Source organism: Nocardioides cavernae (assembly GCF_013410035.1).
GTDB lineage: Bacteria > Actinomycetota > Actinomycetes > Propionibacteriales > Nocardioidaceae > Nocardioides > Nocardioides cavernae_A.
The window spans coordinates 307,839-333,983 of record NZ_JACCBW010000001.1; the positions used below are offsets into that span (position 1 = coordinate 307,839).

Sequence of the window (26,145 nt, forward strand, 5' to 3'; positions counted from 1 at the left end):
GGCACCGCTCCAGGGGCTACGTTGAGGTGGTGCAACCCACCAGCAGCAGCTACGACGTGGTCGTGGTCGGCGGCGGTCACAACGCGCTCGTCAGCGCGGCGTACCTCGCCCGGGCAGGCCTCTCGGTGGTCGTGCTCGAGCGCCTCGGGCACACCGGCGGCGCCGCCGTCTCGGTGGAGCCCTTCGCCGGCCACCCCGCGCGCCTCTCGCGCTACTCCTACCTCGTCAGCCTGATGCCCGAGCAGCTGATGGCGGACCTCGACCTCGACGTACGCCTCGCCTCGCGCACGACCGCGTCCTACACCCCGTGGACGCGCGGCGACCGCTCCGGCGGGCTGCTGGTGGAGCGTCCCGAGGGCGAGGCGACGCGCGCGTCGTTCCGCGAGCTGACCGGTGACGACGCGGAGCACGCCGCGTGGCAGGACTTCTACGGCGACGTCGGCCGTCTCGCCGAGGTCGTCGCCCCCACCCTCATGCAGCCCCTGCCCCACGAGCGCGACCTGCGCTCCCTCGTCGACGAGCGGACCTGGGCCGACGTCGTCGAGCACCCGCTGGGGCGGGCGATCACCGCGCGCTTCAGCGACGACACGGTCCGCGGCGTCGTCGCCACCGACGCCCTCATCGGCACGTTCGCGTCGCTCGACGACCCGTCCCTCATCCAGAACCGCTGCTTCCTCTACCACCTCATCGGCAACGGCACCGGCGAGTGGCGGGTGCCCATCGGTGGCATGGGCGCGGTCACCGACGCGCTCGCGCGCGCAGCCCTCGACGCCGGCGCGGAGATCGTGACGGGGGCGGGCGTCAGCGCCATCGTCCCGGGTCCGGACGGCGCCGAGGTGGCCTTCCACGACAGCTCCGGCGAGCACCGCGTCACCGGACGTCGGGTCCTCTCGGGGGTGGCGCCGTGGGTCCTGCGGATCCTGCTCGACGAGGGCGAGGACCCCGACACGAAGCCGTCGGGCTCCCAGCTGAAGATCAACGTCCTCCTCGACCGGCTGCCGAGGCTGAGGTCAGGCGTCGACCCCGGCGTGGCATTCGCCGGGACGCTGCACCTCGCCGAGGACTACTCGCAGCTCGAGCGGGCGTACGCCGCCGCCGCGGGCGGTGCCGTGCCCGACCCCATGCCGGGTGAGGTCTACTGCCACTCCCTCACCGATCCCTCGATCCTCGGCGACCGGGCCGGCTCGGCACACACGCTGACCTACTTCGGGCTGCACACCCCGACCGGGCTCTTCGACGCCGACCCCGGCGCCAAGGACGTCGCCGTGCAGCGCGCGCTCGCGTCCCTCGACGCCGTCCTGGCCGAGCCCCTCGCCGACTGCCTGGCCCGCGACGCCGACGGCAACCCGTGCGTCGAGGCGAAGATCCCGCAGGACGTCGAGCGCGACCTCGCGATGCCCGGCGGGCACATCTTCCACGGCGACCTCGAGTGGCCGTGGGCACCGCACCGGGCCCGGCTCGACACCCCGGCCCAGCAGTGGGGCGTCCACACCGAGCACGACACGGTCCTGCTGTGCGGCTCGGGGGCGCGCCGCGGCGGGGCGGTCTCCGGGCTCGGCGGCCACAACGCCGCCCAGGCGGTCCTCGCCGAGCTGTGAGCGCAGGGGTGGTCCCGATTTCACCTGTCGGTCGCGACGGGGTAGTGTTCCTCTCGCTTCACCGCCTGCGCCATTAGCTCAATTGGCAGAGCAGCTGACTCTTAATCAGCGGGTTCGGGGTTCGAGTCCCTGATGGCGTACACGAAGCTGAGAGCCGGCCCCTCGGGGCCGGCTCTCGGCGATTTCCAAGCGGTACCTCGAGCGGCGCGACACCGACTGGGCCGGCGTCCCCTTCGCGTCATGAGCGGCCATATGACCGCTCATGATGCGGAATTCCGTGCGACGAGCGACCACATCGGCTCATGAGTCGACCGAGCTCTCAGGCGCCCTTCCCTCGTCTCTTCGTCGCCGGTCCCGTCATCCTTCGGTCTCCCACCGGCACCGGTCCAGTCCTGGGTCGCGCGGAGGTCGTCGGCCGTTCACGCAGCGCCCCCCTCCGGGTCACCCGGCTCCACTCTCATGCGTCGCGGACGGCGTACGTCGTCCCCGCGCCGTCGGCGCGGGCAGCCCGTGAAAGGGAATGATGAATCCGACCGTGGCCCCCAACGGCCGACCGCGACGCCTCGCCTCGATCCTGGTGTCGACCGGCGTCGCCTCCGTGCTCCTCGCGAGCACGACCACCCTCGTCGCCAGTGACCCGGCGGTCGCCGCCGTGTCGACCGACCCGCTCATCAGCACCACCGACACGACGTGGCGCTACCTCGACGACAACACCGAGCCGCACCGCGGTGCCGCCGACGTGCTCGCCTGGACCGAGGCGTCCTACGACGCGTCCTACTGGAAGTCGGCCACCGGATCCTTCGGCGCGATCCGCGGTCAGCTCGGCTCCGTGAGCGGCTACACGCCGACCACCCTGCTCGACCAGTACGTCGACGGCACCAGCGCCCCCAACGTGCGACGTTCTTCTTGCGTACGACGTTCGACGTCGACGCCGCGACCATCACCGGTATCGAGGGCCTGGCCGCCGAGGTCGTCTTCGACGACGCGCTGCGGGTCTACGTCAACGGCAACCGCGTCTACAACGCCGTGGACGAGCGCGCGACCGACACCACGAAGAACCTCCAGTTCGCCGGCGACTCGGGCGGCGCCCCGATCACGGGGAACTTCACCATCGCGCCCGAGGCCCTCCGACCCGGCATGAACACCGTCGCCGTCGCCCTCTACCAGGACCGGGAGACCAGCAGCGACATCTACTTCGACTTCAAGGAGCTCGTGCCCGTCCTGGCCGAGGCTCCGGCGATGCCCCCCTCGCGCGTCATCCTGACCCCGACCGAGGACACCAGCCGGTCGCAGTCCTTCTCCTGGCTGGCCGGCAACGAGGGCGAGACGGTCGGTCGCGTCCAGGTCCAGGCAGCCGACGGCGGGCTCACTCGTACGCTGCGCGGCTATCCGCAGGGCGCTGTGAACAACAACCCGCTCGAGCACTTCTCGGCGACCGTCTCCGGCCTCGAGCCCGGCACCGAGTACCGCTACCGCGTCGGCAACCCGGCCGCCTGGAGCGAGTGGTTCACCTTCACCACCGCGGACCCGTCCGTCACCGACTTCTCCTACATCTACTACGGCGATGCGCAGATCGGCCTCGACTCCACCTGGCCCGAGGTCGTCGACCAGTCGCTGGCGACCGCCCCCGACGCGATCGGGTCCGTGCACGCGGGAGACCTCATCGACACCGCCAGCAACGAGACCCAGTGGATCAACTGGTTCAAGGGCATGGAGACCGCCGCCGCGACGAAGAACATCATGGCCGCGCCGGGCAACCACGAGTACTCCGGCGACAAGCAGCTGAAGGCGTGGAAGGCCAACTTCGAGTACCCGCTCAACCAGCCCACCACCGAGACGATCGGCGACATGGCCGAGCTGGCCGTCGGCGACGACGAGGTCGCCGCCCAGTACCGCGCGTACTTCGAGCACTGGTCGGAGCTCGCGGCCGAGACGGTCTACTTCGCCGACTACCAGGGCGTCCGCTTCATCACCGTCAACGCCACCCGCGACGCGGCGTTCCTCGCTCCGGACGACCTGCCCGCCTGCACCGTCGCCGCCTGCCCGTCGACCAGGGTCGGCGACCTGTGGACCGAGTTCCAGGCGAACTGGCTCGACCACGTGCTGTCCACGTCGGAGTCGAAGTGGAACGTCGTCACCTTCCACCAGCCCGTCTACTCGACCAGCGCCGGTCGCAACGAGCCCGTGCTGCGCAAGTACTGGGTCCCGGTGTTCCAGAAGCACGACATCGACCTCGTGCAGATGGGCCACGACCACACCTATGCGCGTGGCTACAACAACGACGACCGCACCGCGGACCCCGGCATCACCGACGGCCCGGTCTACATCGTCTCCAACTCGGGCGCCAAGCACTACGAGCTCGAGACCGACGAGCGCAACGTCTGGACGCTCAACGGCGCCACCCAGGTGCTCCGAGGCGCCGGCGTGACGACGTACCAGGTCATCGAGGTCTCGAAGGACCAGCTCGTCTACACGTCCTACCTGGCCGAGAAGACCGCCGACGCGACGACCGGCCTCCCGATCGGCGCCGTCTACGACGAGTTCACCGTCACCAAGACCGACGACGGACGGAAGTGGGTGACCGAGGCCGGCGTCGCCGCGCCGGTGCCGGCCCCCGAGCCCACGCCCGTCCCCACGCCCGTCCCCACGCCCGATCCCTCACCGACCCCGGCGCCGACCCCGGTGCCTTCGGCCCCGCAGGTCGTGGCACCGGCGCCGCTGCTGAGTGACGTACGTCCGCGCGTGTCCCACCTGCGCGTGGGCCGCAAGGCGGTGGTGGACGTACGCGCGACCGCCGCAGGCACGGTGCGGATCACCGCGAGGCGCGGCAAGGTTCGGGTCGTGCGCGCGGTCGAGGTCGACGGCGCGGGGCGGACGTCGGTGAAGCTGCCGCGACGGCTCACCAGCAGGCCCGGGCGCGTCGTCGTGCAGGTGGTGCTGACGCCCGAGGCGACGACCGACCTCCCGTCGCGCTCCACGGTCCACATGGTCGTATGCCGCTGACCCCGGCCCCGGACGCGTCGAGCCGGTCCCCTCCGGGGGGACCGGCTCGACGTGTCACAACGTGGTGGTGCAGCTACTTGAAGATGCTGTACCCGCCCGGGCCGACCGCGAGGCCGACGATGATGAGGACGATCCCCCACAGCATCTGACCCCGGATCAGCGAGACGATGCCCGACACCACGAGGATGACGGCCAGGATCCACAGCAGAAACATCATGAACATGCTCCCTTCAGTTGTGTCGCCAACCTAGCCCTCGCGGCGCGGCGCCGAAAACCGGCCACACCCCTGGGGAGGGCGGGTCTCAGCCCTCTTCGCGCAGGCGCGGCGGGGTGAAGCCGTCGGGCCGGAACCCGGTCTTGTCGGCGTAGAACTCCCGCAGCACGTCCATGTCGGCGCCGACGTCCCCCGTCGGGTGGAAGGTCGGTCCCCAGCCGACGGTGCGCGACGGCGCGTCGAGGAAGGCCAGGGTGATCGGGAGGCCGGTCTGCCGGGAGATCCGGTAGAAGCCCGACTTCCAGTACTCCGCGCGCGAACGGGTGCCCTCCGCGGCGATGCCGAGCAGCCACGGGTCGTCGCCCTCGGCCTCGACCAGCAGCTCCTTGACGGTGGCCGCGGGGTTCTTCCGGTCGAGCTCCACCGCACCCGTGCGGCGCAGCAGCCAGCCGAGCGGACCGACGAACAGCTCCTGCTTGACCAGCAGGCGGATCGTGATGCCGTACCTCCACGCGAGGAGCATGGTCAGCACCCAGTCCCAGTTGGACGTGTGCGGCGCACCGACGAGCACACCGCGCTGCGGCACCTCCCCGACGGCCTTCCACCGGGCGGCGCGCAGCAGCAGCCCGGCGAGGTGGCGGCGGAAGCTCCTCATGCGACGGCCCTCACAGGTACAGCCCGGTGGAGCCGCCCTCGAGGCGCTCGGCGGCGACGGCGTGGACGTCCCGCTCGCGCATCACGACGTAGACCTCGCCGTGCACCTCGACCTCGGCCTTCTCGTCGGGGTCGAAGAGCACCCGGTCGCCCACCTCGACGGCGCGGGCGTGCGGGCCGACGGCGATGACGCGGGACCAGGCGAGGCGGCGCGCGCCCATCGCCGCGGTCGCGGGGATGACGATCCCGCCGGTGGAGCGGCGCTCGCCGGCCTCCTTGTCGACCTCGACGAGCAGGCGGTCGTGCAGCATCTTGATCGGGGCGCTGCCCGGCGACATGCCGTTCAGCTCGCGACCCTGCGGACGATGGCGAACAGGACCACGACGCCGACCACGGCACCCGCGACCTTGAGGATGTTGTCGGTGCGCGGGGCGCCCGTGTCGAGGTCGACGAAGCTCGACTTCACCGTGGTCACCTGGCGACCGACGATCGTCTTGGGGTGGGCGCGGTGCGCGAGCTGGTCGATGGTCGAGGCGAGCCGCTGGCGCGTCTCCTCGATCTCGCGCTCGAGCGCGCTCATGTCCTGGGTCACCCGGGAAGGCTATCAATGCGCCGGGGATCGAATCCCCAGGGCAGCTCGAGCCTGTGGGCGGACATCAGCTGCTCGTCGGTGAGCACGTCGAAGGTCCTCCGGTCGGCGACGACCACTCCCTCGCTGAGCACCACGCTGCGCGGGCAGAGCTCGAGGGCGTACGGCAGGTCGTGCGTCACCATCAGCACGGTCACGTCGAGGCTCCGCAGGATCTCGGCGAGCTCGCGACGCGAGGCCGGGTCGAGGTTGGAGGACGGCTCGTCCAGCACGAGGACCTCCGGCTCCATCGCCAGGACGGTGGCCACGGCCACCCGCCGACGCTGGCCGTACGACAGGTGGTGCGGTGGCCGGTCGACGAAGTCCGCCATCCCGACGCGGTCGAGCGCGTCCATCACCCGGCGGTCGAGCTCGGCGCCGCGCAGGCCGAGGTTGGCGGGCCCGAACGCGACGTCCTGGCGGACGGTGCCGAGGAAGAGCTGGTCGTCGGGGTCCTGGAACACGATGCCGACGCGTCGGCGGATCTCCTTGAGGTGCTGCTTCTCCACCGGCAGGCCGCTGACGGTGACCGTTCCCTTGCCGTGGCCGCTCGACGCAGCGCCGAGGATGCCGTTGAGGTGGAGCACGAGGGTCGTCTTGCCGGCGCCGTTGGGCCCGAGGAGGGCGACGCGCTCCCCCTCGTGCACGTGGAGGTCGACGCCGAAGAGCGCCTGGTGGCCGTCGGGGTAGGCGAAGGCCAGCCCGCGGACGTCGAGCACGGGGGTGCTCACCGGCGCTCCGCCTGGGGCAGCGCGCCGTCGTACCCGCGCGACAGCATCGCGAGGTGGACCCGTTCGCCGCGCTCGTAGGAGCGGATGAAGAGGGCCCCGAGCGAACGCGCGAGCACCGGCCAGTGGCGCGGCGAGCGCGGGTCGCAGCCCCGAGAGCGCAGCGCCGTCATCATCCGCCCGAGCTCGGCGGTGACCACGTCGAGGTAGCGGATCATGAAGCCCATGATCTGCACGACCAGGTCGGGCACCCGCAGCCGCTGCAGGCCGCGCAGCAGGTCCTGCGGCTCGGTGGTCGCGGCGAGGGTGAGGGCGGCGAGGACGCCGATGCTTCCCTTGACGAGCAGCGCGACGCCCGCGACCAGACCCGGCTCGGAGACGCTGACACCGAGCACCTCGGTGCGCGGGCCGTGGGAGATGAACGGCACCAGCAGCGCGAACACCGCGAACGGGACCTCGATCACCATGCGCGGCAGCAGGTAGGTCAGCGGCACCCGGGACAGGAGCACCACGGCGAGCAGCACCGCCGCCTCGACGGCGAACACGGCGTACGCCTCGCGCGGGGTGGCGACGACGACCAGCATGAAGGCCAGGAGTCCCAGCACCTTGAGGTGCGCCGGCGCCCGGTGGACGGGGCTGTGGCCGTGGAAGTGGAGGCGGTGCCCGTGCCCCGCGCCCATCAGTCCCTGCTGTCGGCGGGCTCGCGGCGACGGATCAGCCAGAACAGCCCGGTGCTGAGCAGGAGCATCACGAGGACGCCGATGACGCCGGCCACGCCGCCGCTGAGCCGGGCGTCGTCGATGCCGGAGGTCTGGTAGTCGGCGAGCGGGCTGTCAGCCGTGGCGGAATCTTCCGCCGAGTCGATGAACCCGGTCTGCTCGGCGACGTGCTCGAGGCCGTCGGGGTGGGCGCTGGCGTAGTAGCTCGCGACGCCCGCCACGAGCAGGCTGACGAGCAGGGCGACGACGAAGAAACGCGTGCCGGAGGTGCGGGTGCTCATGCGACCTCGACCTCCCGGGTCACGAGCTCGCGCTCGGCGGTCAGCGGGCGGGCGCCGTGGACCAGGTCGGGACGCGTCGCGACGACGCTGGCGACGACGAGCCCGGTCACGACCGCCTCGCCGATGCCGATGAGCGTGTGCCAGCCGAGCATGGTCACGGCCACGGCGCCGAGGTCGACGGGGGCGTTGCCGCCGACGGCGAAGAGCCCGGTGAACACCAGCGCGGCGACCGGGACGCTGAGGAAGGCGCCCGCGGCGGCGGCCGGCGCGACGACGGAGAGCCGCTGGGGCAGCACGCGGCGCAGCAGCGCGAAGACCGCCCAGCCGACCGCGACCGTCACGATGCCGATCAGGGTGATGTTGGTGCCGAGTGCCGTGATGCCACCGTCGGCCATCAGCAGCCCCTGCACCAGCAGCACGACCGACAGGCAGAGCACGGCCGTCCACGGCCCGACGAGGACCGCCGCGAGCGCACCGCCCATGAGGTGACCGCTCGTGCCCGCGCCGACGGGGAAGTTGATCATCTGGGCGGCGAAGACGAACGTCGCGACGAGGCCCGCCATCGGGGCGGCACGGTCGTCCAGCTCGCGCCGCGCGGCACGCAGCGACACCGCGATCGCAGCGGCTGCCACGACCCCGGTCGCCACCGAGGTGGGGGCGTCGAGGAACCCGTCAGGCACGTGCACGTCGGTTGCTCCTGTGCTGGTTTGATGTCTGGTGGCCGGCGCGGACACCCCCCGATGCCGGCCGGCACCCTCCGACCTTATTGCAATCGTCTTGCAACAACCACTCCCGACCACGTGCACAGGAGATCGAGATGTCCGACCGCCTCTCCCCCGGCGACGCCGCGCCCGACTTCACCCTCACGAGCGACACCGAGGAGCAGGTCACGCTGTCGGACCTGCGCGGCACGAAGGTGATCGTCTACTTCTACCCGGCGGCGATGACCCCCGGCTGCACGAAGCAGGCGTGCGACTTCTCCGAGTCCCTCGACTCGCTGCGCGGGGCCGGCTACGAGGTGCTCGGCGTGTCGAAGGACAAGCCGGCCAAGCTGGCGAAGTTCCGCGAGCGCGACGCCCTCACCCTGACGCTGCTGTCCGACGAGGACCTCGCCGTGCACCGGGCCTGGGGCGCGTACGGCACCAAGAAGCTCTACGGCAAGGAGGTCGAGGGCGTGATCCGCTCGACGTTCGTGCTCGACGAGGACGGCGCGGTCGAGCTGGCGCAGTACAACGTGAAGGCCACCGGCCACGTCGCCAAGCTGCGCCGGGACCTGGGTCTCGACTGAGCACGCCGCACGTGCGGCGGTCCTGGCCCCCGGTCAGCCGTCGCGAGGGCCGCACCCGCCGCACGTGTGAGGATGGGCCCGCGCGCTCGTAGCCCAATTGGCAGAGGCACCAGGTTTAGGTCCTGGCCAGTGAGAGTTCGAGTCTCTCCGAGCGCACTCGACCTAAGTCTGCTCTTCGCGCCGATCGTTCCCGTGTGACCCCCGTCACCACTAGGGTCCGCGCATGGATTCCGCGCTGACCACGGTCGGACTGCCCCTCGCGCTCGCGATCATCATGTTCGGCCTCGGCCTGGACCTGACGGTGGGCGACTTCAAGCGGGTCGGACGCACCCCCAGGGCCGTCGCCGTGGCGCTGGCGTGCCAGGTGCTGCTGCTGCCGGCGATCTGCTTCGGGCTCGTCGTCGTCCTCGACCTGCCCGCCCTGCTCGGCATCGGCATGCTGCTGCTCGCGGCCTCGCCGGGCGGGACGACTGCCAACCTGTTCAGCCACCTGTTCCGCGGCGACGTCGCGCTCAACATCACGCTGACCGCGATCAACACGGTGATCGCCGTCGTCACCCTCCCCCTCATCACCGGCCTCGCGATCGCGTACTTCGACCGCCAGGACGACGTCTCGATGCCGCTGGTGGAGATCGTGAAGGTGTTCGCCCTGATCCTGCTCCCGGTCGGCGTCGGCATGCTCGTCAACCAGCGGGCGCCCGGCTTCGCGCGCCGCATGGACAGGCCGGTACGCATCGGCTCGGCCGTGATCCTGGCCGTCCTCGTCCTCGGCATCCTGCTCGACCAGATCGAGGACGTCGGCGACTACCTCGCCGACGTCGGGCTCATCGCCGCGCTGTTCTGCGCGATCAGCCTGGTGGTCGGCTACGTCGTGCCCAAGGCGTTCGGGGTCACCGGCCCCCAGGCGATCGCGTCCTCGATGGAGGTCGGGGTGCACAACGCCACGCTCGCCATCTTCGTGGCGGTCGAGGTCCTCGACGAGGTCGAGATCTCGGTGCCGGCCGCGGTCTACTCGCTGGTGATGTTCCTCTTCGCCACGCTGTGGGGCATGTGGGTCAGCAGGCAGGTCGGCGCGCGCGAGGACGTGTCAGTCGGCTGACAGGTCCGCCGCGACGTGGGGCGCGAGCTCGCGCAGCGCACGCCCCCGGTGGGAGATCCGGTCCTTCTCGGCCGGGTCCAGCTCGGCGGAGGTGAGGCCCTTCCCGTCCGCGTCGGCGGCGTGCTCGTCGGCCACGAAGAGGACGTCGTAGCCGAAGCCGCCGCTGCCGCGCTGCTCGCGGATGATCCGGCCGTCCATGCGGCCCTCGACCACACGTTCGCGGCCGTCGGGCATCACCCAGGCGACGGCGCACGCGAAGTGCGCCCCGCGGCGCTCGTCGGGGACGTCGTGGAGCTGGTCGAGCAGGAGCCGGTTGTTGCGGTCGTCGGACTTGTCCGCGCCCGACCACCGTGCCGACAGCACGCCCGGCATCCCGTTGAGCGCGTCGACGCACAGGCCGCTGTCGTCGGCCACCGACGGCAGGCCCGTGGCCGCGGCGCCGGCCCGGGCCTTCAGCAGCGCGTTGCCCTCGAACGTGGGCTGGTCCTCGACCGGCTCGACGTAGCCGTCGACGTCGGCGATGCCGAGCACCTCGACGTCGGGGACGTGCTCGGCGAGGATCCGCTGCATCTCGAGGATCTTCTTGGCGTTGGCGGACGCGAGGAAGACCTTCATCGGGCGAGTGCCTCCTGCTGCAGGCGCGTCAGGTCGGCGCAGCCCTTCTCGGCCAGGGCCAGCAGGGCGTCGAGCTCGGTGCGGTCGAAGGCGGCGCCCTCGGCGGTCCCCTGCACCTCGACGAACTTCCCGTCGCCGGTCATCACCACGTTCATGTCGGTCTCGGCCCGCACGTCCTCGACGTAGGGCAGGTCGAGGCGCGGCACGCCGTCGATGATGCCGACGCTGACCGCGGCGACCGACCCGGTCAGGGGCTCGCCGGTGAGCGCGCCGTTGCCGCGCAGGTGGGCGACGGCGTCGGCGAGCGCGACGTAGGCGCCGGTGATGGCGGCGGTCCGGGTGCCGCCGTCGGCCTGGAGCACGTCGCAGTCGAGGACGATGGTGTTCTCGCCGAGCGCCTGGTAGTCGATCACCGCGCGCAGCGAGCGTCCGATCAGTCGCGAGATCTCGTGGGTACGCCCGCCGATGCGGCCCTTGACCGACTCGCGGTCCGACCGGGTGTTGGTCGCGGCCGGCAGCATGGCGTACTCGGCCGTGACCCAGCCCAGCCCCGAGCCCTTGCGCCACCGGGGCACGCCCTCGGACGCGGAGGCGGCGCACAGCACCTTGGTGCCGCCGAACTCGACCAGCACCGAGCCCGCCGCGTGGTCGAGCCAGTGTCGGGTGATCGTGATGGGGCGGAGCTCGTCGTCGGCGCGGCCGTCGGCGCGGGCGCCGGACGTGGGGGCGGCAGAAGTCATGCCACGACCCTAGACGGGCGGGCGGACAGGGACGGACGTGGCTGAGCCGGGTCCGGTCACCCCCGTGTGTCACCGGCCCCGGCTCGAAGCCCCTCCCCCAGTGGGACCGTACTGCTGCGCGGCCCACGCCGCGCGGCTCCCTCCGCGCGGTCTGGTCCACCCAGCCTCCGCCCTGCCCCCGGCGGGCGCATCCACCCACGGGTCCGGTCGGGCAGACCAAAGTAGGTCGTGCGATGGCTACCCTGAGCGCCGTGGAGACCCGTCCGGACACCCAGCCGGACACGTATCTGGACACGCATCTGGACACCCAGCCCGCGCTGAGCTGGGTGTCGCACGCGTGGCGGTACGCCGTGTGCCTCGCGTTCTCGTTCGCGGTCTGGCAGACCGCCGCCGGCACGGAGTGGCGCGAGAACCGGCCCTTCTTCTACTCCGAGGTCGCCCTCGGGGTCGTCTCGTTCACCCTCGTGCACCACCGTCGCCGGGCCCCCGTCCGGGTGGCGCTCCTGGTGGCGGCGGTGAGCGCGTTCTCCGGCCTCGCCGCCGGTCCGGCGACGCTCGCGGCCGTCTCGGTCGCCACCCGGCGCCGCGTGAGCGAGGTGGTGCTGGTCGGCGCCACCAACATCGTGGCCGCCCAGGTCTGGACGACGCTCGCGCCGATCGAGGACCAGGACTACCTCCTCACCACCCTGGTCAACCTCGTGGTCAACGCGGGCGTGATGGGCTGGGGGCTCTACATCGGGTCCCGCCGCGAGCTGCTCTGGAGCCTGCGCCACCGCGCCGAGCAGGTCGAGCTCGAGGAGGAGCTGCGGCTGACGCAGGCCCGCTCCACCGAGCGCGCGCGCATCGCCGGGGAGATGCACGACGTCGTCGCCCACCGGATCACCCAGGTGTCCATGCAGGCCGGCGCCCTGGCCTTCCGCGACGACCTCGACGTCGACCGGCTGCGCGAGGGCCTCACCCAGATCCAGCAGCAGGCCAACGACGCGCTGCACGAGCTGCGCGACGTCCTCGGCGTGCTCCGCGAGAACGACACGAGCCCGCCCACCGCGCGCCCGCAGCCGACGTACGACGACATCGCGGCGCTCGTCGACGAGGCGAGGGACCTCGGGCTGGACGTGGACTACGTCGACGACGTCGACGTCAGCGCGAGCGTCCCGCCGGCGACCGGCCGCACCGTCTACCGGATCGTCCAGGAGGGCATCACCAACGTCCGCAAGCACGCGCCGGGCGCCGGGCTGACGATCCGCTCGTCGGGCGACCAGCGGCACGGCATCACGGTGCGGCTCACCAACCCGCTCGGCGAGCGGCGCAGCGCTGCCCCCGGCGCCGGTCTGGGCCTCGTCGGGCTGCGCGAGCGCACCGAGCTGCGCGGCGGTCGGCTGGACCAGCGGACCGAGGGCGCCACGTTCGTGCTGGAGGCTTGGCTACCGTGGACCGCGTGATCCGCGTGCTGCTCGTAGACGACGACCCGCTGGTCCGGTCGGCCCTGTCCCTCATGCTGGGCGGCCAGTCCGACATCGAGGTGGTCGGCGAGGCGCCGAACGGCGAGGCCGGCCTGGCCCTGGTGGGCGAGCACCGGCCGGACGTCGTCCTGATGGACATCCGCATGCCCGTGATGGACGGCCTGGAGGCCACGCGGGTGCTGCACTCCCGGCCCTCACCGCCCGCGGTGGTGGTCCTGACGACCTTCGACGCCGACGACCACGTCCTCCGTGCGGTCGCCGCGGGCGCCGACGGCTTCCTGCTCAAGGACACGCCTCCCGGCGACATCGTCAGCGCGATCCGCACGGTCGCCGCCGGTGACCCGATGCTCTCTCCGTCGGCCACCCGCAGCCTGGTCTCCCGGCTGCGCAGCACCACGCCGACCGATCGGACCTCGACGGCGGCCGACCGCCTGACCGTCCTCACCGAGCGCGAGCTCGAGGTGGCCGTGTGCGTCGGTCGCGGGCTCAGCAACTCCGAGATCGCCTCGGAGCTCTACCTGTCGATCCCGACGGTGAAGTCGCACGTCTCCCGGCTGCTGACCAAGCTCGACAGCACCAACCGGGTGCAGGTCGCGATGGTCGTGCACGACGCCGGCCTCGTCTGAGGCCGCGCCTCAGAGCTCGTAGGTCGCGCCGGGCCGCGCGAGCTCGACCGGGCCCGACCACTCGGCGCGCGCCTCCGCCTCCGCGTCGGCGGCGTCGTGCCACGGCGGGACGTGGGTGAGCACCAGCCGCTCAACGCCGGCCCGCGCGGCGGTGCGCCCGCAGTCGGCGCCGGTCATGTGGAGGTCCGGGGGGTTGTCGTCGCCGCTGCGGAACGACGCCTCCGCGAGCAGCAGGTCCGCACCCGCGGCGACCTCGTCGAGGGCCGGGCACGGGCCAGTGTCGCCGGAGTAGACGAGCGTGCGGCCGTCGGCGGTGACCTTGAGGGCGTACGCCGTGACGGGGTGCACGACCTCGCGCGCCTCGACCCGGAAGGGCCCCAGCTCGACCGCGTCCCCCGGCACGCCGGAGTGGTCGACGAAGGCGAACTCCTCCGTCATGCCCGGCTCCGTCGGGAGGTCGTACGCCCGCGCCATCCGCTCGGCGGTCCCGGCCGGGCCCCAGACCGGGATCCGCGGCTGCGCGCCGGTGGGGTGGTACTTGCGCATCACGTAGTAGCCGCAGAGGTCGAGGCAGTGGTCGGCGTGCAGGTGGCTGACGAAGACGGCGTCGATCGTCAGCGGGTCGACGTAGCGGTGCAGCTGGCCGAGGGCGCCGTTGCCGAGGTCGAGCAGGATCCGCCACGTGCGGGTCTCGCCGCCCGACGTGTGCTCCGCCTCCACGAGGTAGCAGCTGGCGGCGGACTCCGGCCCGGGGTAGGACCCGGAGCAGCCGACGATCGTCAGTCTCACCGGATCCCTCCGGCGAACTGGCTCGCCCCGAGCAGCTCGGAGCCGAGGAAGCGTCGACCGATGGTGGCGAAGTCCTCCGGGCTGCCGGTGGTCGCGAAGGTGTAGTCGGCCTCGCCGCTCTCGCGCATCAGGCCGGTGCGGGCGAGCATCTTGTAGACGTCCTTCGCGCACTCCTCGGCCGAGCTCACTAGGGTCACCTCGTCGCCCATGACGTAGGAGATGACACCGGTCAGCAGCGGGTAGTGCGTGCAGCCCAGGATGAGGGTGTCGACGCCCGCGGCGGCCAGCGGGTCGAGGTAGTCGTGGGCGGCCGCCAGGAGCTCGTCGCCGCCGGTGACCCCCTGCTCCACGAAGTCCACGAAACGCGGGCAGGCCCGGATGTGGAGGTCGAGGTGGGGTGCGGCGGCGAACGCGTCGTCGTACGCCATCGAGCTGGCCGTCGCGCGCGTGCAGATCACCCCCACCTTGCGGTTGCGGGTGGCCGCGGCGGCGCGGCGGGCGGCGGGCAGGATCACCTCCACGACGGGCACGTCGTAGCGCTCGCGGGCGTCGCGGAGCATCGCCGCGCTGGCGGAGTTGCAGGCGATGACCAGCGCCTTCACGCCCTGGGCGTAGAGGTGGTCGAGGCACTCGAGGGCGTACTCGCGCACCTCGCCGATCGGCTTCTGGCCGTAGGGCTGACGTGCCGTGTCGCCGAGGTAGACGACCGACTCGTGCGGCAGCTGGTCGATGACCGAGCGCGCGACCGTGAGGCCACCGAAGCCGGAGTCGAAGATGCCGATGGGCGCGTCGGCGCTCGTCTCGGGCGTGGGGGTCGGCACAGGCAGCAGGCTAGGCGGTCCGGAGGGCACGGGTCACGCCATCGGGGGCGTCGGCCCGGTCACACCGCGGCGGGCGGGTTATCGTCGGGCAGTGCTCCGTCGATCCCGGGTGACCGCGCCCCTCGTGTCCCTGCTCGCCTCCACCAGCCTCGTGCTCGCCGCCACGCAGGCGTGTGCGGCGACGCCGGCCGGGGACCTCGCGCGGCCCGCCACCTCGGCGGCGTCGCCGTCCGGGGCGTCGACCGCGGTCAGGGCCGCGACGAGGGCGGACGCCGAGTCGGTGCTCGCGATCTCCATCGACGGCATGAGCGTCGCGTCGATCCGCAGGCTCGGGAAGAAGAAGCTGCCGAACCTCTACCGGTTCATGCGGGCCGGTGCCTCGACCCTCAACGCGCGCACCGAGCGCGAGATGACGGTGACCCTGCCGAACCACACCGGGATGGTCACCGGGCGGCGCATCGACGCCGCGACGGGTGGGCACGGCGTCACCTGGAACGACGACAGGCCCACGCCGAGCACCGTGCAGGCCGCAGCCGGCCACGACGTCGCGTCCGTGTTCTCCGCGGTGGACGCCGCCGGGGGCTCGACGGCGCTGTTCGCCGCGAAGACGAAGTTCAGCCTGTGGCAGCGCTCGTGGCCTGACGCCATCGACCGCACCACGATCGACCTCGACAACAACCGTCTGGTGACGTCGCTCATCGCCGACCTGCCCACGGACCGCGACTTCCGCTTCCTGCACCTCTCCCTCCCCGACAACGCCGGCCACAAGCACGGCTGGATGTCGAAGCCCTACCTCAAGGCAGTACGCCAGTCCGACGCCCTCGTCGGTCGCGTCGTGAAGGCCGTCGACGCCGACCCCGTCCGCCGGGCGGGCACGACGATCCTGCTGACCAGCGACCACGGCGGGCACGGTCCCTCGCACGACCGGGCGACGGTGCTCGACAACTACCGCATCGCCTTCATGGCGCGCGGGTCCGCGGTGGGACGCAACGTCGACCTCTACGCGATCAACGCGACCTACCAGGACCCGGGCACCCGCCGCACGGTCTACGGCCAGCGTCGCCCCCCGGTGCGCAACGGGATGATCGCCAACGTGACGCTCGACCTGCTCGACCTCCCGCCGGTCGAGGGCAGCGAGTTCGACGTCGAGATGGACCTGCGGCTCACCGCCCCCTGACGGCCGCGGCCTCGCGCTCGAGCGGCCAGGGGTTGAACCGGCAGCCGCCGGTCCCCTTGGACTGCTGCATCATCACCGGCGCCTTCCCGCCACGGCACGAGGCGTGACCGAGCCCGAGCCAGTGGCCGGTCTCGTGGTTGACGACCATGTGCCGGTAGTCGCGCAGCGACCGGCCGGCGGCGTTCCACGCGGGTGACGCCTGCGTCCACCGGGTCTGGTTGATGACCACGTGCCGTCCGACGCGGCACGACCAGTGCGCGGAGCACCCGGAGGAGAACGACGGCAGGGTGCCGGCTGCGGCGAGGACCAGCGTGAACTGACCGCCCCGACGGACCCGGCGGAGCTCGACGCCCCCGGCGCGCCAGCCACGCGGGTCGTCGAAGGTCTCCTGCGCCAGCCGCCGGAAGTCCTTCAGCGACGCGGTGATCCGCCCGCGGGTGGTGACGGAGTACGTCACCCGCCGGCGGACCGGGACGGCGTACCCCTCGGCGGTCTCGGGGTGGGTCACGCCGGGCGTACGCCGGCGCAGGTGCCCCTCGTCGTGCGCGGCCTGCGCCGGGGCCGCGAGCAGGCCCGGCAGCAGCGATATGACGACGAGGACGGCGGCCAGGACGGCGAGGACGCGGGCGACCCGGGGCATGGGGGGAGCCTAGGCCCAGAGCTGGCCGTCGAGACGGTCCTCGGCCTCGTCGACGGTGCCCTCGTAGGCGCCGGTGGAGAGGTACTTCCAGCCCCCGTCGCACACGACGAAGACGATGTCGGCCCGCTCGCCCGCCTTCACGGCCTTGGCCGCCTGACCGAGCGCGGCGTGGAGGATCGCGCCGGTCGAGATGCCGGCGAAGATGCCCTCGAGCTCGAGCAGCTCCCGCACCCGGCGCACGGCGTCGCGGGGCCCGACGCTGAAGCGCGAGTCGATCAGCGAGGCGTCGTAGAGCTCGGGGACGAACCCCTCGTCGAGGTTGCGCAGGCCGTAGACCAGCTCGCCGTAGCGCGGCTCCGCGGCGACGATGCGCACGTCGGGCTTGGCCGTGCGGAAGAACCGCGAGACGCCCATGAGGGTGCCTGTCGTGCCGAGGCCGGCGACGAAGTGGGTGATCTCGGGCAGGTCGGCGAGGAGCTCGGGACCTGTGCCCTCCTCGTGCGCGAGGGCGTTGGCGTCGTTGCCGTACTGGTAGAGCATCACCCAGTCGGGGTGCTCCCCCGCGATCCTCTTCGCGACCCGGACGGCCTCGTTGGACCCGCCCGCGGCGGGCGAGGACACGATCTCCGCGCCCCACATCCGCAGCAGCTGCCGGCGCTCCTCGGAGGTGTTCTCCGGCATCACGCACACGATGCGGTAGCCCTTGAGCTTCGCGGCCATCGCGAGCGAGATGCCGGTGTTGCCGCTCGTCGGCTCGAGGATGGTGCATCCGGGACGCAGCGTGCCGTCCTTCTCCGCGCGCTCGATCATCTTGAGGGCCGGCCGGTCCTTGATGGAGCCGGTCGGGTTGCGGTCCTCCAGCTTGGCCCAGATCCGGACGTCGGGGCTCGGGGAGAGCCGCGGCAGCCCGACGAGCGGGGTGCCGCCGACGGACTCCAGCAGGCTGTCGAAGCGCATGGCCCCAGCATGACATCCACCGATCGGTGGATGGCCACGAGCGCCGGTTGCCCGATGTGCGAGACGGCCCGCGCGACGAGGCTGGACGCATGATCTCGATCTCCCACCTGCGCAAGGCCCACGGCTCCAAGATCGCCGTCGACGACGTCTCGTTCGAGGTCGCCGAGGGCGAGGTCCTCGGCGTCCTGGGCCCCAACGGCGCCGGCAAGACCACCACCGTCGAGTGCGTCGCCGGCCTGCGCGTCCCCGACGCGGGCACGGTGCGCGTCGCCGGGCTGGACCCGCTGGTCGACCGCGACGCCCTCACCCGGCTGCTCGGCGTGCAGCTCCAGGAGAGCCGGCTCCAGCCCAAGATCACCGTCGGCGAGGCACTGCGCCTGTGGTCGGCGCTGTACGACGACCCCGTGCCGTGGGGCGGCCTCCTCGAGCGGCTCGACCTGGTCGACAAGGCCGACACGACGTTCCGCGACCTGAGCGGCGGCCAGCAGCAGCGGCTGTCCATCGCCCTGGCGCTCATCGGCCGTCCCCGGGCGGTGATCCTCGACGAGCTCAGCACCGGCCTGGACCCGCGGGCCCGGCGCGAGGTGTGGCAGATCGTGCGCGACCTCCGCGCCGACGGCGTCACGGTCCTGCTGGTCACCCACTCGATGGAGGAGGCACAGCAGCTGTGCGACCGGATCGCGATCATCGACGCGGGACGCGTGCGCGCCCTGGACACCCCGGACGCGCTCATCGCCGGCGCCGCTGCCGCCACCGTCACCTCCTTCACCGCCGACGACGCGGTCGACCTCGAGGCCCTGCGCGCGATGCCGTCGGTGTCCGCGGTCCGCGCCGACAACGGCCGGATCGTCGTCGAGGGACGTGACGGCGCAGCGCTCGCGGTGCTGGAGGGGCTGCGTCGGCAGAACGTCGTGCCCGCCGCGCTCCGGGTGGTCGACGGCACCCTCGACACCGCCTACCTCCAGCTCACCGGCCCCAGCACACCCGAGGAGTCCCGCGCATGAGCCCCACCGCCACCACCTCCCCCACGGCCGCGGTCGTCCGCACCGAGGCGACCCTCTTCGCCCGCGAGCTCGGCTCGCTGTTCTGGATCCTGCTCTTCCCGACGCTGCTGCTCGTGGTCATCGGCCTGGTGCCGGACTTCCAAGAGCCCAACGCGTCGCTGGGAGGTCAGCGGATCATCGACCTCTACGCCTCGGTCGTCGTCGTGCTCGCGATGATCATGGCTGCGATCATGGCGATGCCGCCGGTGATCGCGGGCTACCGCGAGAGCGGGGTCCTGCGTCGGCTCCGCACGACGCCGATGCACCCGGCAGCCCTGCTCGGCGCGCAGATCGGCCTGCACGCGGTCGCCGTGCTCGCGTCCGTCGTGCTCGCCCTCGGCACCGCCCGGGTCGTGCACGACGTCCGGCTCCCGGGCCACCTCGGCTGGTACGCCCTCGCCCTCCTGCTCGCCACCGCATCAGCGTTCTCCGTCGGCGCCGTCATCACCGCGGTCTCCTCCAGCACCCGCGTCGTGCAGACGGTCGGCACCATCGTCTTCTTCCCGATGATGTTCACCTCGGGCGTCTGGATGCCGGTGCAGACGATGGAGGGCTGGCTGCGGGTGACGGTCGTGTCCACGCCGCTCGGCGCGGCCTCGGAGGCGCTCAACGACGCGTTGCAGGGCATCCGTCCGGAGGTCGTCGACCTCGTCGTGATGGGCGGATGGACCGTCGCGCTCTCCCTCGTCGCGATCCGGCTCTTCCGGTGGGAGTGACGCACGACTGTCAGGATGACGGCGTGGACGACGACCTCAGGTGGCTGCACCGGATGCCGTTCGTCCTGCTCGCGCTGGCCACTGCCGTCGCCACGACCGCGGCTCCCTCGCTCGGCGCGGCGGCCGTCGACGTACGCATCACGCTCGTCGGCAGCCTCGTCACCGCGATCTGGATGGTCGCCACCCCCAGGCCGAGCGCGCTCCACTGGGTCGGACGCACGGCTCTCGCGTTCGTGCTCTGCTGGCTCAACCCGCTCTACGCGATCTTCGCCTTCTTCGGGTTCATCGACGCCTACGACTCGTTGCGCGGCCGCTGGATGTACGTGGGCCTGCTGGCGGTCGGCATCACCCAGGCGGGCTCCCAGTCGGGCGGCCTCCCGCCACGGGACGCCGTCCAGCTCTGGGTGTTCCTCGCACTGGTCGGCGTCAACGCCGGGCTCGCGAGTGCCTTCATGAGCATCTCGCTCAAGACCGAGCGCCGGACCGAGGACCTCGAGCGCCTCAACGCCGAGCTGGAGACGGCGCTCGCGGAGAACCAGGCGCTCCACGCGAGGCTCGTCGAGCAGGCCCGGGCGACGGGCGTGCAGGAGGAACGGGCCCGCCTGGCCCGCGAGATCCACGACACGACGGCCCAGAGCCTCGCCGGGATCGTCACCCAGCTCGAGGCCGCTGTCGGCGGCGAACGCCACGAGCGTGCTCTCGCCCTCGCCCGGCACGCGCTGGCCGAGGCACGCCGGTCGATGCTCGACCTGTCCCCGTCCGACCTCGACGGCGCGAACCTGCCGGACGCCGTGCGCGGCGTCGTCACCGCCTGGTCGACCGAGCACGGCGTCCGCGCCGAGGCCGTCGTCGTCGGCGATCCCGTCCCACTGCACCCGGAGGTCGAGGCGACGGTGCTGCGCATCGCCCAGGAGTCGCTCACCAACGTCGCCAAGCACGCCGCCGCCGGCCGCGTCGGGGTCACGCTCTCCTACGACGGCGACGAGGTGGTGCTCGACGTGCGCGACGACGGCGCCGGCTTCGATGTCGACGCGCCCACCGGCCCGAGCTCGTTCGGGCTGCGCGGCATGCGCCAGCGGGTCGCGCGGCTCGCCGGTGACCTCACCCTCGAGTCGCGCGCCGGCCGCGGCACGGCCGTCTCCGCCCGCCTGCCCGCACTCGCCCGGGAGGCGGCGTGAACCCGATCCGGATCGTCGTCGTCGACGACCACCCCGTCGTCCGCGACGGCGTGCGCAGCATGCTCGCGGCGGTCACCGGCTTCGAGGTCGTCGGCGAGGCGGCGAGCGGGCCCGAGGCCGTCGACCGGGTGCTGGCCACCGAGCCCGACGTCGTCGTCATGGACCTGCGGATGCCCGGCGGCGGGGGCGTCGACGCCGTGCGTGAGCTGCGGGCCCGCGGATCTCGTGCCGCGGTGCTCGTGCTGACGACGTACGACACCGACTCCGACACGGTCGCGGCGATCGAGGCGGGGGCGACGGGGTACCTGCTCAAGGACACCCCCGCCGAGACGCTCTTCGACGCCGTCCGGGCGACCGCGGCCGGCGAGACCGTGCTGTCCCCCGCCGTGGCCTCGCGGCTCGCCTCGCACGTGCGCCGCCCCGCCGCGTCAGGCGTGCTCAGCGCCCGCGAGCGCGAGGTGCTCGCCCTGGTGGCGCGGGGCCGGTCCAACCGGCTGATCGCGGACGAGCTGTTCGTCAGCGAGGCGACGGTGAAGACCCACCTGGTGCACGTCTACGAGAAGCTCGGCGTGAGCGATCGCGCGGCCGCCGTGGCGACGGCGTACGAGCGCGGGATCCTGGGCTGACCGGGATCGGTCAGCCGCCGGCGACCGCCGGCAGCACGACGACCTGGTCGCCGTCGGAGAGCTCGGCCTCGAGGCCGCCGATGAAGCGGACGTCCTCGTCGTTGATGTAGACGTTGACGAAGCGGCGCAGGTCGATCGACCCGGACTTGTCCTCGACCAGGCGGTCCTTGATGCCGGGGTGGTTGCCCTCGAGGTCGTCGATGAGCTCCGACAGGGTGCCGCCGGCGGCCTCGACGGCCTTGGCGCCGTCGGTGTAGGTGCGCAGGATGGTCGGGATCCGGACCTCGATGGCCATCAGGGGGTGCTCTTCTCTCCAGTCGTGATCGTGACCTCTTCCTCGGTCACGACTCCGTCGATGATTCTGTACGACCTGAACTCCACGGGGCCGTCGATATTCCCCCCGTCCTCGTCGAACAGCTCACGCGTGCTGACGAGCACGTAGTGCGCGTTGGGCTCGCTGGCCAGGTCGATGTCCGTACGGCTCGGGTAGGCCTCGGTCGCGGTGTGGGAGTGGTAGACGACCACCGGCTCCTCGTCGCGGGCGTCCATCTCCTTGTAGAGCTGGAACAGCTCGGTGGAGTCGAACTCGTAGAACGTCGGGCTCCCGGCGGCGTTGACCATCGGGATGAACCGCTCCGCGCGGTCGCTCCCCTCGGGGCCCGCGACGACGCCGCACGCCTCGTCGGGGTGGTCGCGCCTGGCGTGCGCCACGATGGCGTCGTGGATCTCCTGGTCGATGGTCAGCACGCCGCCAAGGGTAGGCCGGGCCTCGATGCGGGTCGCACACGTCTCAGGACATAGCCTTCGCGACGTGTCGTCGTCCCGGACCGACGCGCCGCTGACCCGGCGCGGGATCCCCCTCGAGCGGGACCTGCGGGTCCTCGCCCTCGGGTCGTTCGCGAACCGCTTCGGCGCTGGCGCGGTGATGACGACCAGCGCGCTCTACTTCACCCGGCAGGTGGGCTTCTCGGCCGCCGAGGTCGCCTTCGCGCTCGCGGTCGCGGCGGTCGTCGGGATCGTCGTGCAGGTGCCCGCCGGGCAGCTGGGCGACGCGCGCGGCCCCCGTCGCACGCTCACGTTCTTCATGACCGGCGCGGCGCTGACCAGCGCGCTGCCCGTCCTGGCCCGCACGCCGTGGCAGCTCGCGCTGCTGCTCGGCCTGCTGGCCCTCTTCGAGCGGTCGGCGGGGTCGGTGCAGCAGGGCGTGATCGCGCAGCTGGCCACCGGTGGGCGCGGCGTGCTCTTCAAGGCCTACCTGCGGGCGGTCACCAACACCGCCATCGGCCTGGGCTCGGTCTTCGGCGGCGCGGCGCTCGTCGTCGACGAGACCTGGGCCTACGTGTCGGTCTTCGTGCTCAACGCGGTCTTCACCGCCTTCGCCGCGTGGAACAGCACCCGCCTGCCCGAGCTGCCGGCGTACGTCCGCGTCGAGGGCGAGCCCCGGCTCGCGGTGCTGCGCGACTGGCCCTACGTCGTGGTCGTGGCGCTCACGGGCCTGTTCTCCCTCCACTTCTTCGTGATGGAGCTCGGCCTGGCGCTGTACATCTCCGAGCGCACCTCGGCGCCGCCGGTGATGGTGGCGATCCTCCTGGTGCTCAACACGGCGTGCGTGGCGCTCTTCCAGGTGCGCCTCTCCCGCCGCGCCGACTCGGTCGAAGCGGGCGCCCGCGCGCTCGTGCGGGGCGCGGTGTGGATCGCCGCCGGCTTCGCCATCGTGGCGCTCGCCGACCGCGGCGACGCGACGTTCGCCGTGGCCGTGCTGGTCGTCGGCTCCCTGGTCCACGTGGTGGGCGAGATGATCGGCTCCGGGGGCCAGTGGGGGCTCCAGATGGGGCTCGCCCCGCACGAGCGGCAGGGCCAGTACCAAGGCTTCGCCGGGCTGGGCTTCAGCGTGGTGGCCGTCATCGGACCGCCCCTCGTGACCCTGCTGTGCGTCCAGATGGGCGAGACCGGGTGGCTGGTGCTCGCGGCACTGATGCTCGCGATCGCCCTCGTCTCGGTCCCCGTGTCGCGGTGGGCACTGGCCTCGCGTGAGCGCTACGGCGTGCTCACCCACTCGGGCTGACGGGGGCGCCGGGCGGCGCAGGGCCGCGGAAGAGAACTTGATTGACGTCAATCAAGTGTCCGACGGAGGGGTGTCGTCGCCTGTGGACGAAGCCCTCCGGCCCGGGGCGACCTGCTGTGCTGGTGTCCATGGCGCCCCACGACCGTTCGATCCCCCGCTCCGGTGCGATGTTCTCGCGGGCGAGCCTGGCGAAGGCCGACCTCGCGACGAACCTCGCGATCCCGCTGTTGGCCGAGGGCGGGTGGGCGGCCCTGACCCTGCGCGCTATGGCGCACGCGTCCCACGTGACGCCCCAGGCGATCGCCGCGTGGTTCCCCTCGGTAGCGGCGATGCAGGCGGCGGTGGCCGGCCGCTACGGGGACCGATGGATCGCCGAGCGTAGCTACCTCGCTCGCCGGCGGCTGCTCGAGCTGCAGCCCGCGCAGACGACACCCGACGCTGTCGTCGCGGCCCTGCTGCCGCAGTCGCGGCTGGAGGAGGTGTTCGACGGCGTCTGGCTGACGATCCTCGAGGCGAGCCGCTGGGACGACGGTCTCGGTGCGGCCGTGGCGCACGTCCTGGCCCGCGAGAAGGAGGTGGTCCATGACCTCGTCAGCACGTCGCAGGACCCCGGGCCGGTGCTGGAGCAGGTGCGCGGCGTACGCGCGGCCCGCGTCGTTCACACCCAGATCGCCGCAGGGAGGCCGTCGGAGAACACCTCGGGCTCGGCGGGGTAGGAGTCCGAGAGCCCGCGCGCGTGGCGTACGGCCGTCCACGCGACCGCGCAGGCGTCGAGCAGGTCGTCCTCGCCGAAGCCAGACCCGCGGAACCATGCCGGGGCCACGATCCCGTGCGCGGCGAGCGCCTCGCGCCGGGCACGTACGCCGTCGGGGTCCTTCTTGCGCGCGAGCACCGGGGCGCCGGCCATCCGGGCGAAGCTCACCTCGGGGTGCACCTCGATCACCCGGTGCCGGGACGCCCGCGCACCCAGGCGTCGACCTGGAGCACCTTCTCGCGCAGGGCGTACGCCTGGGCGCTGACGCTGGTGCCTCCGTCGGTGGCGGCGAGGTTGGCAGCCCGCGCCTGCTCGTAGGTCGCGGCCTCGAGCGCGGCGCGCACCGGCGTGCTGAAGACCGAGGACGCCTTCCCGGTCAGCGCGCGGCGGGCCTCGGCATCGGCGCGGCGGCCGGCGGCGTCGGGCAGCCCGATGGGGATGTCGATGGCCACGACCACGACGTCGTGCTGCTCGCGGACGAGCGCGACGAGCGACTCGATGGTGGCGGCCACGAAGACGGCCGGACGGCGCTCGGTGTCGAGCACCACCCCCACCCAGCCGCTCGGGCACGCATCCACGCCGAGCACCGGTGCGGGCGGCGCGAGCACGGGCGGCGCGTCGGTGTCGTCCTGGCCGGCGGGCGGGACGAACCTGGCCTCGCGCTCGTCGGCGAGCGCCGCCTCGATCCGCCCGAGCATCAGCTCGCTCATCGGTGGCAGGCCGGAGAGCGGCCACCACCGGACGTCGCTCGACTCGTCGTCGGCCACGTGCGCCTCGCCCTCGAGCCAGGTGCAGGCGAAGGTGAGGTCGAGGTAGGTGGCCCGGTCGCCGTTGGCGTGGACGATCTCGCCGTGGACCCCCGTGGCGGCGAGGCGGTCGACCCGGACGACCACCCCGGCCTCCTCGAGCGCCTCGCGCGCGGCGGCGACGGCGGGCTCCTCGCCCGGCTCGGGGATCCCGGTGACGGGGGTCCAGGCGCCGTTGTCGGCGCGCTTCACGAGCAGCACCTGGTCTCCGCGGCGGACCACGGCGGTGACGCCGGGCAACCACAGCGGGTCGTGGCCGATCTTCTCGCGGATGGAGAGGACGAACTCGGGGACCGGGCTCACCGGGCGCCCACGCCGGCTCGGGTCACGAGGTCAGGGCCTCGATGATCGTCTCCTGGAGGTAGCCGACCCACTCGTAGATGTCGTGCGCCTGCGCCCGGGGGTCGTCGTCCGGCAGGGAGTGCCAGTAGTCCTCGTCCCCGGCCTTGACGCCCAGCCTCGTCGCGAGCGCCAGCCGGATGTCGGTGAAGGCGCGCATCCAGGTCTCGGCGTCGGCGCGGCTGAGCTCGACGTCGATGACGAGCCCGTCCTCGGTCAGCTCCGGCGGCAGGCCGGCGTCCTCGAGGGTGTCGATGATCAGCCCCGACGCGGCCGCCTTGCCGTCGCGCAACCCGCCCTCGGTGAAGCGGCGGAAGTCCGAGGCCGCCTCCTCGTCGTCGGGGTAGGCCGTCGGGAAGAGCCGGGCGAGGACGGGGTCCTCCGGGATCGTCGTCGCGCCCGAGAACTCCGCCATCATCGCCTCGAACGGGTCGGCGGCCGGCGCCGCCGGCTCGGCACGCTCGTTGCGCAGCAGCTCGACCATCTGCGACGCCAGCGAGCGCAGCAGGTCGGCCTCGAAGCCGCTGAAGGTGGCGATGACCGCCCCGGACTTCCGGTGGTGCTCGAAACCGCTCACC

General features: G+C 72.4%; 30 protein-coding genes, 2 tRNA genes and 1 pseudogene. 15 read left to right on the plus strand and 18 right to left on the minus strand.

What is annotated here, in order from left to right:
• Positions 1–29 precede the first annotated feature (29 nt).
• The 3 genes from F4692_RS01440 to F4692_RS01450 all read left to right on the plus strand — a co-directional run bounded on the left by F4692_RS01440 (position 30) and on the right by F4692_RS01450 (position 4,601).
• Complete coding sequence (locus tag F4692_RS01440; protein ID WP_179617868.1) at positions 30–1,598, plus strand: phytoene desaturase family protein; 1,569 nt, start codon at positions 30–32, stop codon at positions 1,596–1,598.
• 67 nt (positions 1,599–1,665) lie between these two features.
• Positions 1,666–1,738, plus strand: a tRNA-Lys gene (locus F4692_RS01445).
• Positions 1,739–2,504: 766 nt separating this feature from the next.
• Positions 2,505–4,601: a purple acid phosphatase family protein gene (locus F4692_RS01450; protein ID WP_179617869.1), complete on the plus strand. Its 2,097-nt coding sequence runs from the start codon at positions 2,505–2,507 to the stop codon at positions 4,599–4,601.
• Positions 4,602–4,674: 73 nt separating this feature from the next.
• On the opposite strand, the gene F4692_RS01455 is transcribed toward F4692_RS01450, so the two are convergent.
• The 8 genes from F4692_RS01455 to F4692_RS01490 form a co-directional block, all read right to left on the minus strand.
• The gene (locus F4692_RS01455) at positions 4,675–4,818 is read right to left on the minus strand and encodes a GPGG-motif small membrane protein (RefSeq protein ID WP_179617870.1); all 144 of its coding nucleotides are present in this window, start codon (positions 4,816–4,818) and stop codon (positions 4,675–4,677) included.
• An 85-nt stretch (positions 4,819–4,903) separates the two neighbouring features.
• Complete coding sequence (locus tag F4692_RS01460; RefSeq protein WP_179617871.1) at positions 4,904–5,470, minus strand: 1-acyl-sn-glycerol-3-phosphate acyltransferase; 567 nt, start codon at positions 5,468–5,470, stop codon at positions 4,904–4,906.
• A gap of 10 nt (positions 5,471–5,480) precedes the next feature.
• Positions 5,481–5,807, minus strand: coding sequence for a GroES family chaperonin (locus F4692_RS01465; protein ID WP_179617872.1), 327 nt, complete (start codon positions 5,805–5,807; stop codon positions 5,481–5,483).
• Between the two features lie 5 nt (positions 5,808–5,812).
• Positions 5,813–6,061, minus strand: coding sequence for a DUF3618 domain-containing protein (locus tag F4692_RS01470; RefSeq protein ID WP_179617873.1), 249 nt, complete (start codon positions 6,059–6,061; stop codon positions 5,813–5,815).
• Positions 6,058–6,828, minus strand: a complete 771-nt coding sequence (locus tag F4692_RS01475; protein WP_179617874.1) for an energy-coupling factor ABC transporter ATP-binding protein — start codon at positions 6,826–6,828, stop codon at positions 6,058–6,060. The genes F4692_RS01470 and F4692_RS01475 overlap by 4 nt, the downstream gene beginning before the upstream one ends.
• Positions 6,825–7,505 carry a cobalt ECF transporter T component CbiQ gene (cbiQ, locus tag F4692_RS01480; RefSeq protein ID WP_179617875.1) on the minus strand — a complete coding sequence of 227 codons (681 nt, stop codon included), beginning with the start codon at positions 7,503–7,505 and terminating at the stop codon, positions 6,825–6,827. Before cbiQ ends, F4692_RS01475 begins: the two co-directional genes overlap by 4 nt.
• Positions 7,505–7,825: a PDGLE domain-containing protein gene (locus F4692_RS01485; protein ID WP_179617876.1), complete on the minus strand. Its 321-nt coding sequence runs from the start codon at positions 7,823–7,825 to the stop codon at positions 7,505–7,507. The genes cbiQ and F4692_RS01485 overlap by 1 nt, the downstream gene beginning before the upstream one ends.
• Positions 7,822–8,511, minus strand: a complete 690-nt coding sequence (locus F4692_RS01490) for an energy-coupling factor ABC transporter permease (protein WP_179617877.1) — start codon at positions 8,509–8,511, stop codon at positions 7,822–7,824. The genes F4692_RS01485 and F4692_RS01490 overlap by 4 nt, the downstream gene beginning before the upstream one ends.
• Before the next feature lie 131 nt (positions 8,512–8,642).
• On the opposite strand from F4692_RS01490, the gene bcp reads away from it, so the two are divergent.
• The 3 genes from bcp to F4692_RS01505 all read left to right on the plus strand — a co-directional run bounded on the left by bcp (position 8,643) and on the right by F4692_RS01505 (position 10,212).
• A complete protein-coding gene (gene bcp / locus F4692_RS01495; RefSeq protein ID WP_179617878.1) occupies positions 8,643–9,113 on the plus strand; it encodes a thioredoxin-dependent thiol peroxidase in 471 nt (156 codons plus the stop codon).
• Positions 9,114–9,195: 82 nt separating this feature from the next.
• Positions 9,196–9,269 (plus strand) — tRNA-Leu (locus tag F4692_RS01500).
• A gap of 67 nt (positions 9,270–9,336) precedes the next feature.
• Positions 9,337–10,212: a bile acid:sodium symporter family protein gene (locus tag F4692_RS01505; RefSeq protein WP_179617879.1), complete on the plus strand. Its 876-nt coding sequence runs from the start codon at positions 9,337–9,339 to the stop codon at positions 10,210–10,212.
• Here the strand turns inward: F4692_RS01505 and rdgB are convergent.
• Together rdgB and rph are read right to left on the minus strand one after the other, a co-directional pair.
• Positions 10,201–10,827, minus strand: a complete 627-nt coding sequence (rdgB, locus tag F4692_RS01510) for an RdgB/HAM1 family non-canonical purine NTP pyrophosphatase (protein WP_179617880.1) — start codon at positions 10,825–10,827, stop codon at positions 10,201–10,203. The two genes, F4692_RS01505 and rdgB, sit on opposite strands and share 12 nt — an antisense overlap.
• Positions 10,824–11,567 carry a ribonuclease PH gene (rph, locus tag F4692_RS01515; protein ID WP_179617881.1) on the minus strand — a complete coding sequence of 248 codons (744 nt, stop codon included), beginning with the start codon at positions 11,565–11,567 and terminating at the stop codon, positions 10,824–10,826. Before rph ends, rdgB begins: the two co-directional genes overlap by 4 nt.
• 251 nt (positions 11,568–11,818) lie before the next feature.
• Between rph and F4692_RS01520 the strand changes: the two genes are divergently transcribed.
• Positions 11,819–13,009, plus strand: a complete 1,191-nt coding sequence (locus F4692_RS01520) for a sensor histidine kinase (RefSeq protein ID WP_308645104.1) — start codon at positions 11,819–11,821, stop codon at positions 13,007–13,009.
• Positions 13,006–13,656 carry a response regulator gene (locus F4692_RS01525; RefSeq protein ID WP_308645105.1) on the plus strand — a complete coding sequence of 217 codons (651 nt, stop codon included), beginning with the start codon at positions 13,006–13,008 and terminating at the stop codon, positions 13,654–13,656. The genes F4692_RS01520 and F4692_RS01525 overlap by 4 nt, the downstream gene beginning before the upstream one ends.
• 9 nt (positions 13,657–13,665) lie before the next feature.
• Here the strand turns inward: F4692_RS01525 and F4692_RS01530 are convergent, their stop codons facing one another.
• Positions 13,666–14,445, minus strand: coding sequence for an MBL fold metallo-hydrolase (locus F4692_RS01530; RefSeq protein WP_179617884.1), 780 nt, complete (start codon positions 14,443–14,445; stop codon positions 13,666–13,668).
• Positions 14,442–15,272 (minus strand): glutamate racemase, encoded by an 831-nt coding sequence (murI, locus tag F4692_RS01535; RefSeq protein ID WP_218858217.1) that lies wholly within the window; start codon positions 15,270–15,272, stop codon positions 14,442–14,444. The genes F4692_RS01530 and murI overlap by 4 nt, the downstream gene beginning before the upstream one ends.
• An 85-nt stretch (positions 15,273–15,357) precedes the next feature.
• Here murI and F4692_RS01540 point away from each other — a divergent pair, with 85 nt between their 5' ends.
• Positions 15,358–16,443 (plus strand): alkaline phosphatase family protein, encoded by a 1,086-nt coding sequence (locus F4692_RS01540; RefSeq protein WP_179617886.1) that lies wholly within the window; start codon positions 15,358–15,360, stop codon positions 16,441–16,443.
• Here the strand turns inward: F4692_RS01540 and F4692_RS01545 are convergent.
• Positions 16,430–17,083 carry a DUF3152 domain-containing protein gene (locus F4692_RS01545; RefSeq protein ID WP_179617887.1) on the minus strand — a complete coding sequence of 218 codons (654 nt, stop codon included), beginning with the start codon at positions 17,081–17,083 and terminating at the stop codon, positions 16,430–16,432. The two genes, F4692_RS01540 and F4692_RS01545, sit on opposite strands and share 14 nt — an antisense overlap.
• A gap of 9 nt (positions 17,084–17,092) precedes the next feature.
• Positions 17,093–18,040 (minus strand): PLP-dependent cysteine synthase family protein, encoded by a 948-nt coding sequence (locus F4692_RS01550; protein ID WP_179617888.1) that lies wholly within the window; start codon positions 18,038–18,040, stop codon positions 17,093–17,095.
• Between the two features lie 89 nt (positions 18,041–18,129).
• On the opposite strand from F4692_RS01550, the gene F4692_RS01555 reads away from it, so the two are divergent.
• Genes F4692_RS01555 through F4692_RS21690 form a run of 4 tightly spaced genes read left to right on the plus strand, consistent with a single transcriptional unit; the run spans position 18,130 to position 21,603 of the window.
• Positions 18,130–19,044: an ABC transporter ATP-binding protein gene (locus F4692_RS01555; RefSeq protein WP_179617889.1), complete on the plus strand. Its 915-nt coding sequence runs from the start codon at positions 18,130–18,132 to the stop codon at positions 19,042–19,044.
• The gene (locus tag F4692_RS01560) at positions 19,041–19,799 is read left to right on the plus strand and encodes an ABC transporter permease (RefSeq protein ID WP_179617890.1); all 759 of its coding nucleotides are present in this window, start codon (positions 19,041–19,043) and stop codon (positions 19,797–19,799) included. Before F4692_RS01555 ends, F4692_RS01560 begins: the two co-directional genes overlap by 4 nt.
• Before the next feature lie 23 nt (positions 19,800–19,822).
• Complete coding sequence (locus F4692_RS21685; RefSeq protein WP_179617891.1) at positions 19,823–20,977, plus strand: sensor histidine kinase; 1,155 nt, start codon at positions 19,823–19,825, stop codon at positions 20,975–20,977.
• A complete protein-coding gene (locus F4692_RS21690; protein ID WP_308645106.1) occupies positions 20,974–21,603 on the plus strand; it encodes a response regulator transcription factor in 630 nt (209 codons plus the stop codon). Before F4692_RS21685 ends, F4692_RS21690 begins: the two co-directional genes overlap by 4 nt.
• A gap of 10 nt (positions 21,604–21,613) precedes the next feature.
• On the opposite strand, the gene F4692_RS01575 is transcribed toward F4692_RS21690, so the two are convergent.
• Positions 21,614–21,898: a MoaD/ThiS family protein gene (locus tag F4692_RS01575; RefSeq protein ID WP_179617892.1), complete on the minus strand. Its 285-nt coding sequence runs from the start codon at positions 21,896–21,898 to the stop codon at positions 21,614–21,616.
• Positions 21,898–22,350: a M67 family metallopeptidase gene (locus F4692_RS01580; protein ID WP_179617893.1), complete on the minus strand. Its 453-nt coding sequence runs from the start codon at positions 22,348–22,350 to the stop codon at positions 21,898–21,900. The genes F4692_RS01575 and F4692_RS01580 overlap by 1 nt, the downstream gene beginning before the upstream one ends.
• Before the next feature lie 64 nt (positions 22,351–22,414).
• Here F4692_RS01580 and F4692_RS01585 point away from each other — a divergent pair, with 64 nt between their 5' ends.
• Both F4692_RS01585 and F4692_RS01590 read left to right on the plus strand, forming a co-directional pair.
• Positions 22,415–23,668, plus strand: coding sequence for an MFS transporter (locus F4692_RS01585; RefSeq protein WP_179617894.1), 1,254 nt, complete (start codon positions 22,415–22,417; stop codon positions 23,666–23,668).
• A gap of 128 nt (positions 23,669–23,796) precedes the next feature.
• The gene (locus tag F4692_RS01590; RefSeq protein ID WP_179617895.1) at positions 23,797–24,384 is read left to right on the plus strand and encodes a TetR/AcrR family transcriptional regulator; all 588 of its coding nucleotides are present in this window, start codon (positions 23,797–23,799) and stop codon (positions 24,382–24,384) included.
• Here F4692_RS01590 and F4692_RS20820 read toward each other — a convergent pair.
• Together F4692_RS20820 and F4692_RS01605 are read right to left on the minus strand one after the other, a co-directional pair.
• Positions 24,327–25,531: pseudogene (locus tag F4692_RS20820) on the minus strand (DUF429 domain-containing protein). The gene F4692_RS01590 and the pseudogene F4692_RS20820 overlap by 58 nt on opposite strands.
• 22 nt (positions 25,532–25,553) lie before the next feature.
• Entirely contained in the window at positions 25,554–26,144 is a 591-nt protein-coding gene (locus tag F4692_RS01605; RefSeq protein WP_179617897.1) for a DUF2017 domain-containing protein, read from the minus strand.
• Position 26,145 lies beyond the last annotated feature (1 nt).

What these genes read in the sequence shown, in the direction of transcription:
- F4692_RS01485 (WP_179617876.1), bottom strand. Translation starts at nt 7,825, where the DNA reads ATGAGCACCCGCACCTCCGGCACGCGTTTCTTCGTCGTCGCCCTGCTC.
- F4692_RS01455 (WP_179617870.1), bottom strand. Translation starts at nt 4,818, where the DNA reads ATGATGTTTCTGCTGTGGATCCTGGCCGTCATCCTCGTGGTGTCGGGC.
- rdgB (WP_179617880.1), bottom strand. Translation starts at nt 10,827, where the DNA reads ATGAAGGTCTTCCTCGCGTCCGCCAACGCCAAGAAGATCCTCGAGATG.
- F4692_RS01465 (WP_179617872.1), bottom strand. Translation starts at nt 5,807, where the DNA reads ATGTCGCCGGGCAGCGCCCCGATCAAGATGCTGCACGACCGCCTGCTC.
- F4692_RS01545 (WP_179617887.1), bottom strand. Translation starts at nt 17,083, where the DNA reads ATGCCCCGGGTCGCCCGCGTCCTCGCCGTCCTGGCCGCCGTCCTCGTC.
- F4692_RS01560 (WP_179617890.1), top strand. Translation starts at nt 19,041, where the DNA reads ATGAGCCCCACCGCCACCACCTCCCCCACGGCCGCGGTCGTCCGCACC.
- F4692_RS01460 (WP_179617871.1), bottom strand. Translation starts at nt 5,470, where the DNA reads ATGAGGAGCTTCCGCCGCCACCTCGCCGGGCTGCTGCTGCGCGCCGCC.
- rph (WP_179617881.1), bottom strand. Translation starts at nt 11,567, where the DNA reads ATGACTTCTGCCGCCCCCACGTCCGGCGCCCGCGCCGACGGCCGCGCC.
- F4692_RS01505 (WP_179617879.1), top strand. Translation starts at nt 9,337, where the DNA reads ATGGATTCCGCGCTGACCACGGTCGGACTGCCCCTCGCGCTCGCGATC.
- F4692_RS01590 (WP_179617895.1), top strand. Translation starts at nt 23,797, where the DNA reads ATGGCGCCCCACGACCGTTCGATCCCCCGCTCCGGTGCGATGTTCTCG.
- F4692_RS01555 (WP_179617889.1), top strand. Translation starts at nt 18,130, where the DNA reads ATGATCTCGATCTCCCACCTGCGCAAGGCCCACGGCTCCAAGATCGCC.
- bcp (WP_179617878.1), top strand. Translation starts at nt 8,643, where the DNA reads ATGTCCGACCGCCTCTCCCCCGGCGACGCCGCGCCCGACTTCACCCTC.
- cbiQ (WP_179617875.1), bottom strand. Translation starts at nt 7,505, where the DNA reads ATGGGCGCGGGGCACGGGCACCGCCTCCACTTCCACGGCCACAGCCCC.
- F4692_RS01550 (WP_179617888.1), bottom strand. Translation starts at nt 18,040, where the DNA reads ATGCGCTTCGACAGCCTGCTGGAGTCCGTCGGCGGCACCCCGCTCGTC.
- F4692_RS01575 (WP_179617892.1), bottom strand. Translation starts at nt 21,898, where the DNA reads ATGGCCATCGAGGTCCGGATCCCGACCATCCTGCGCACCTACACCGAC.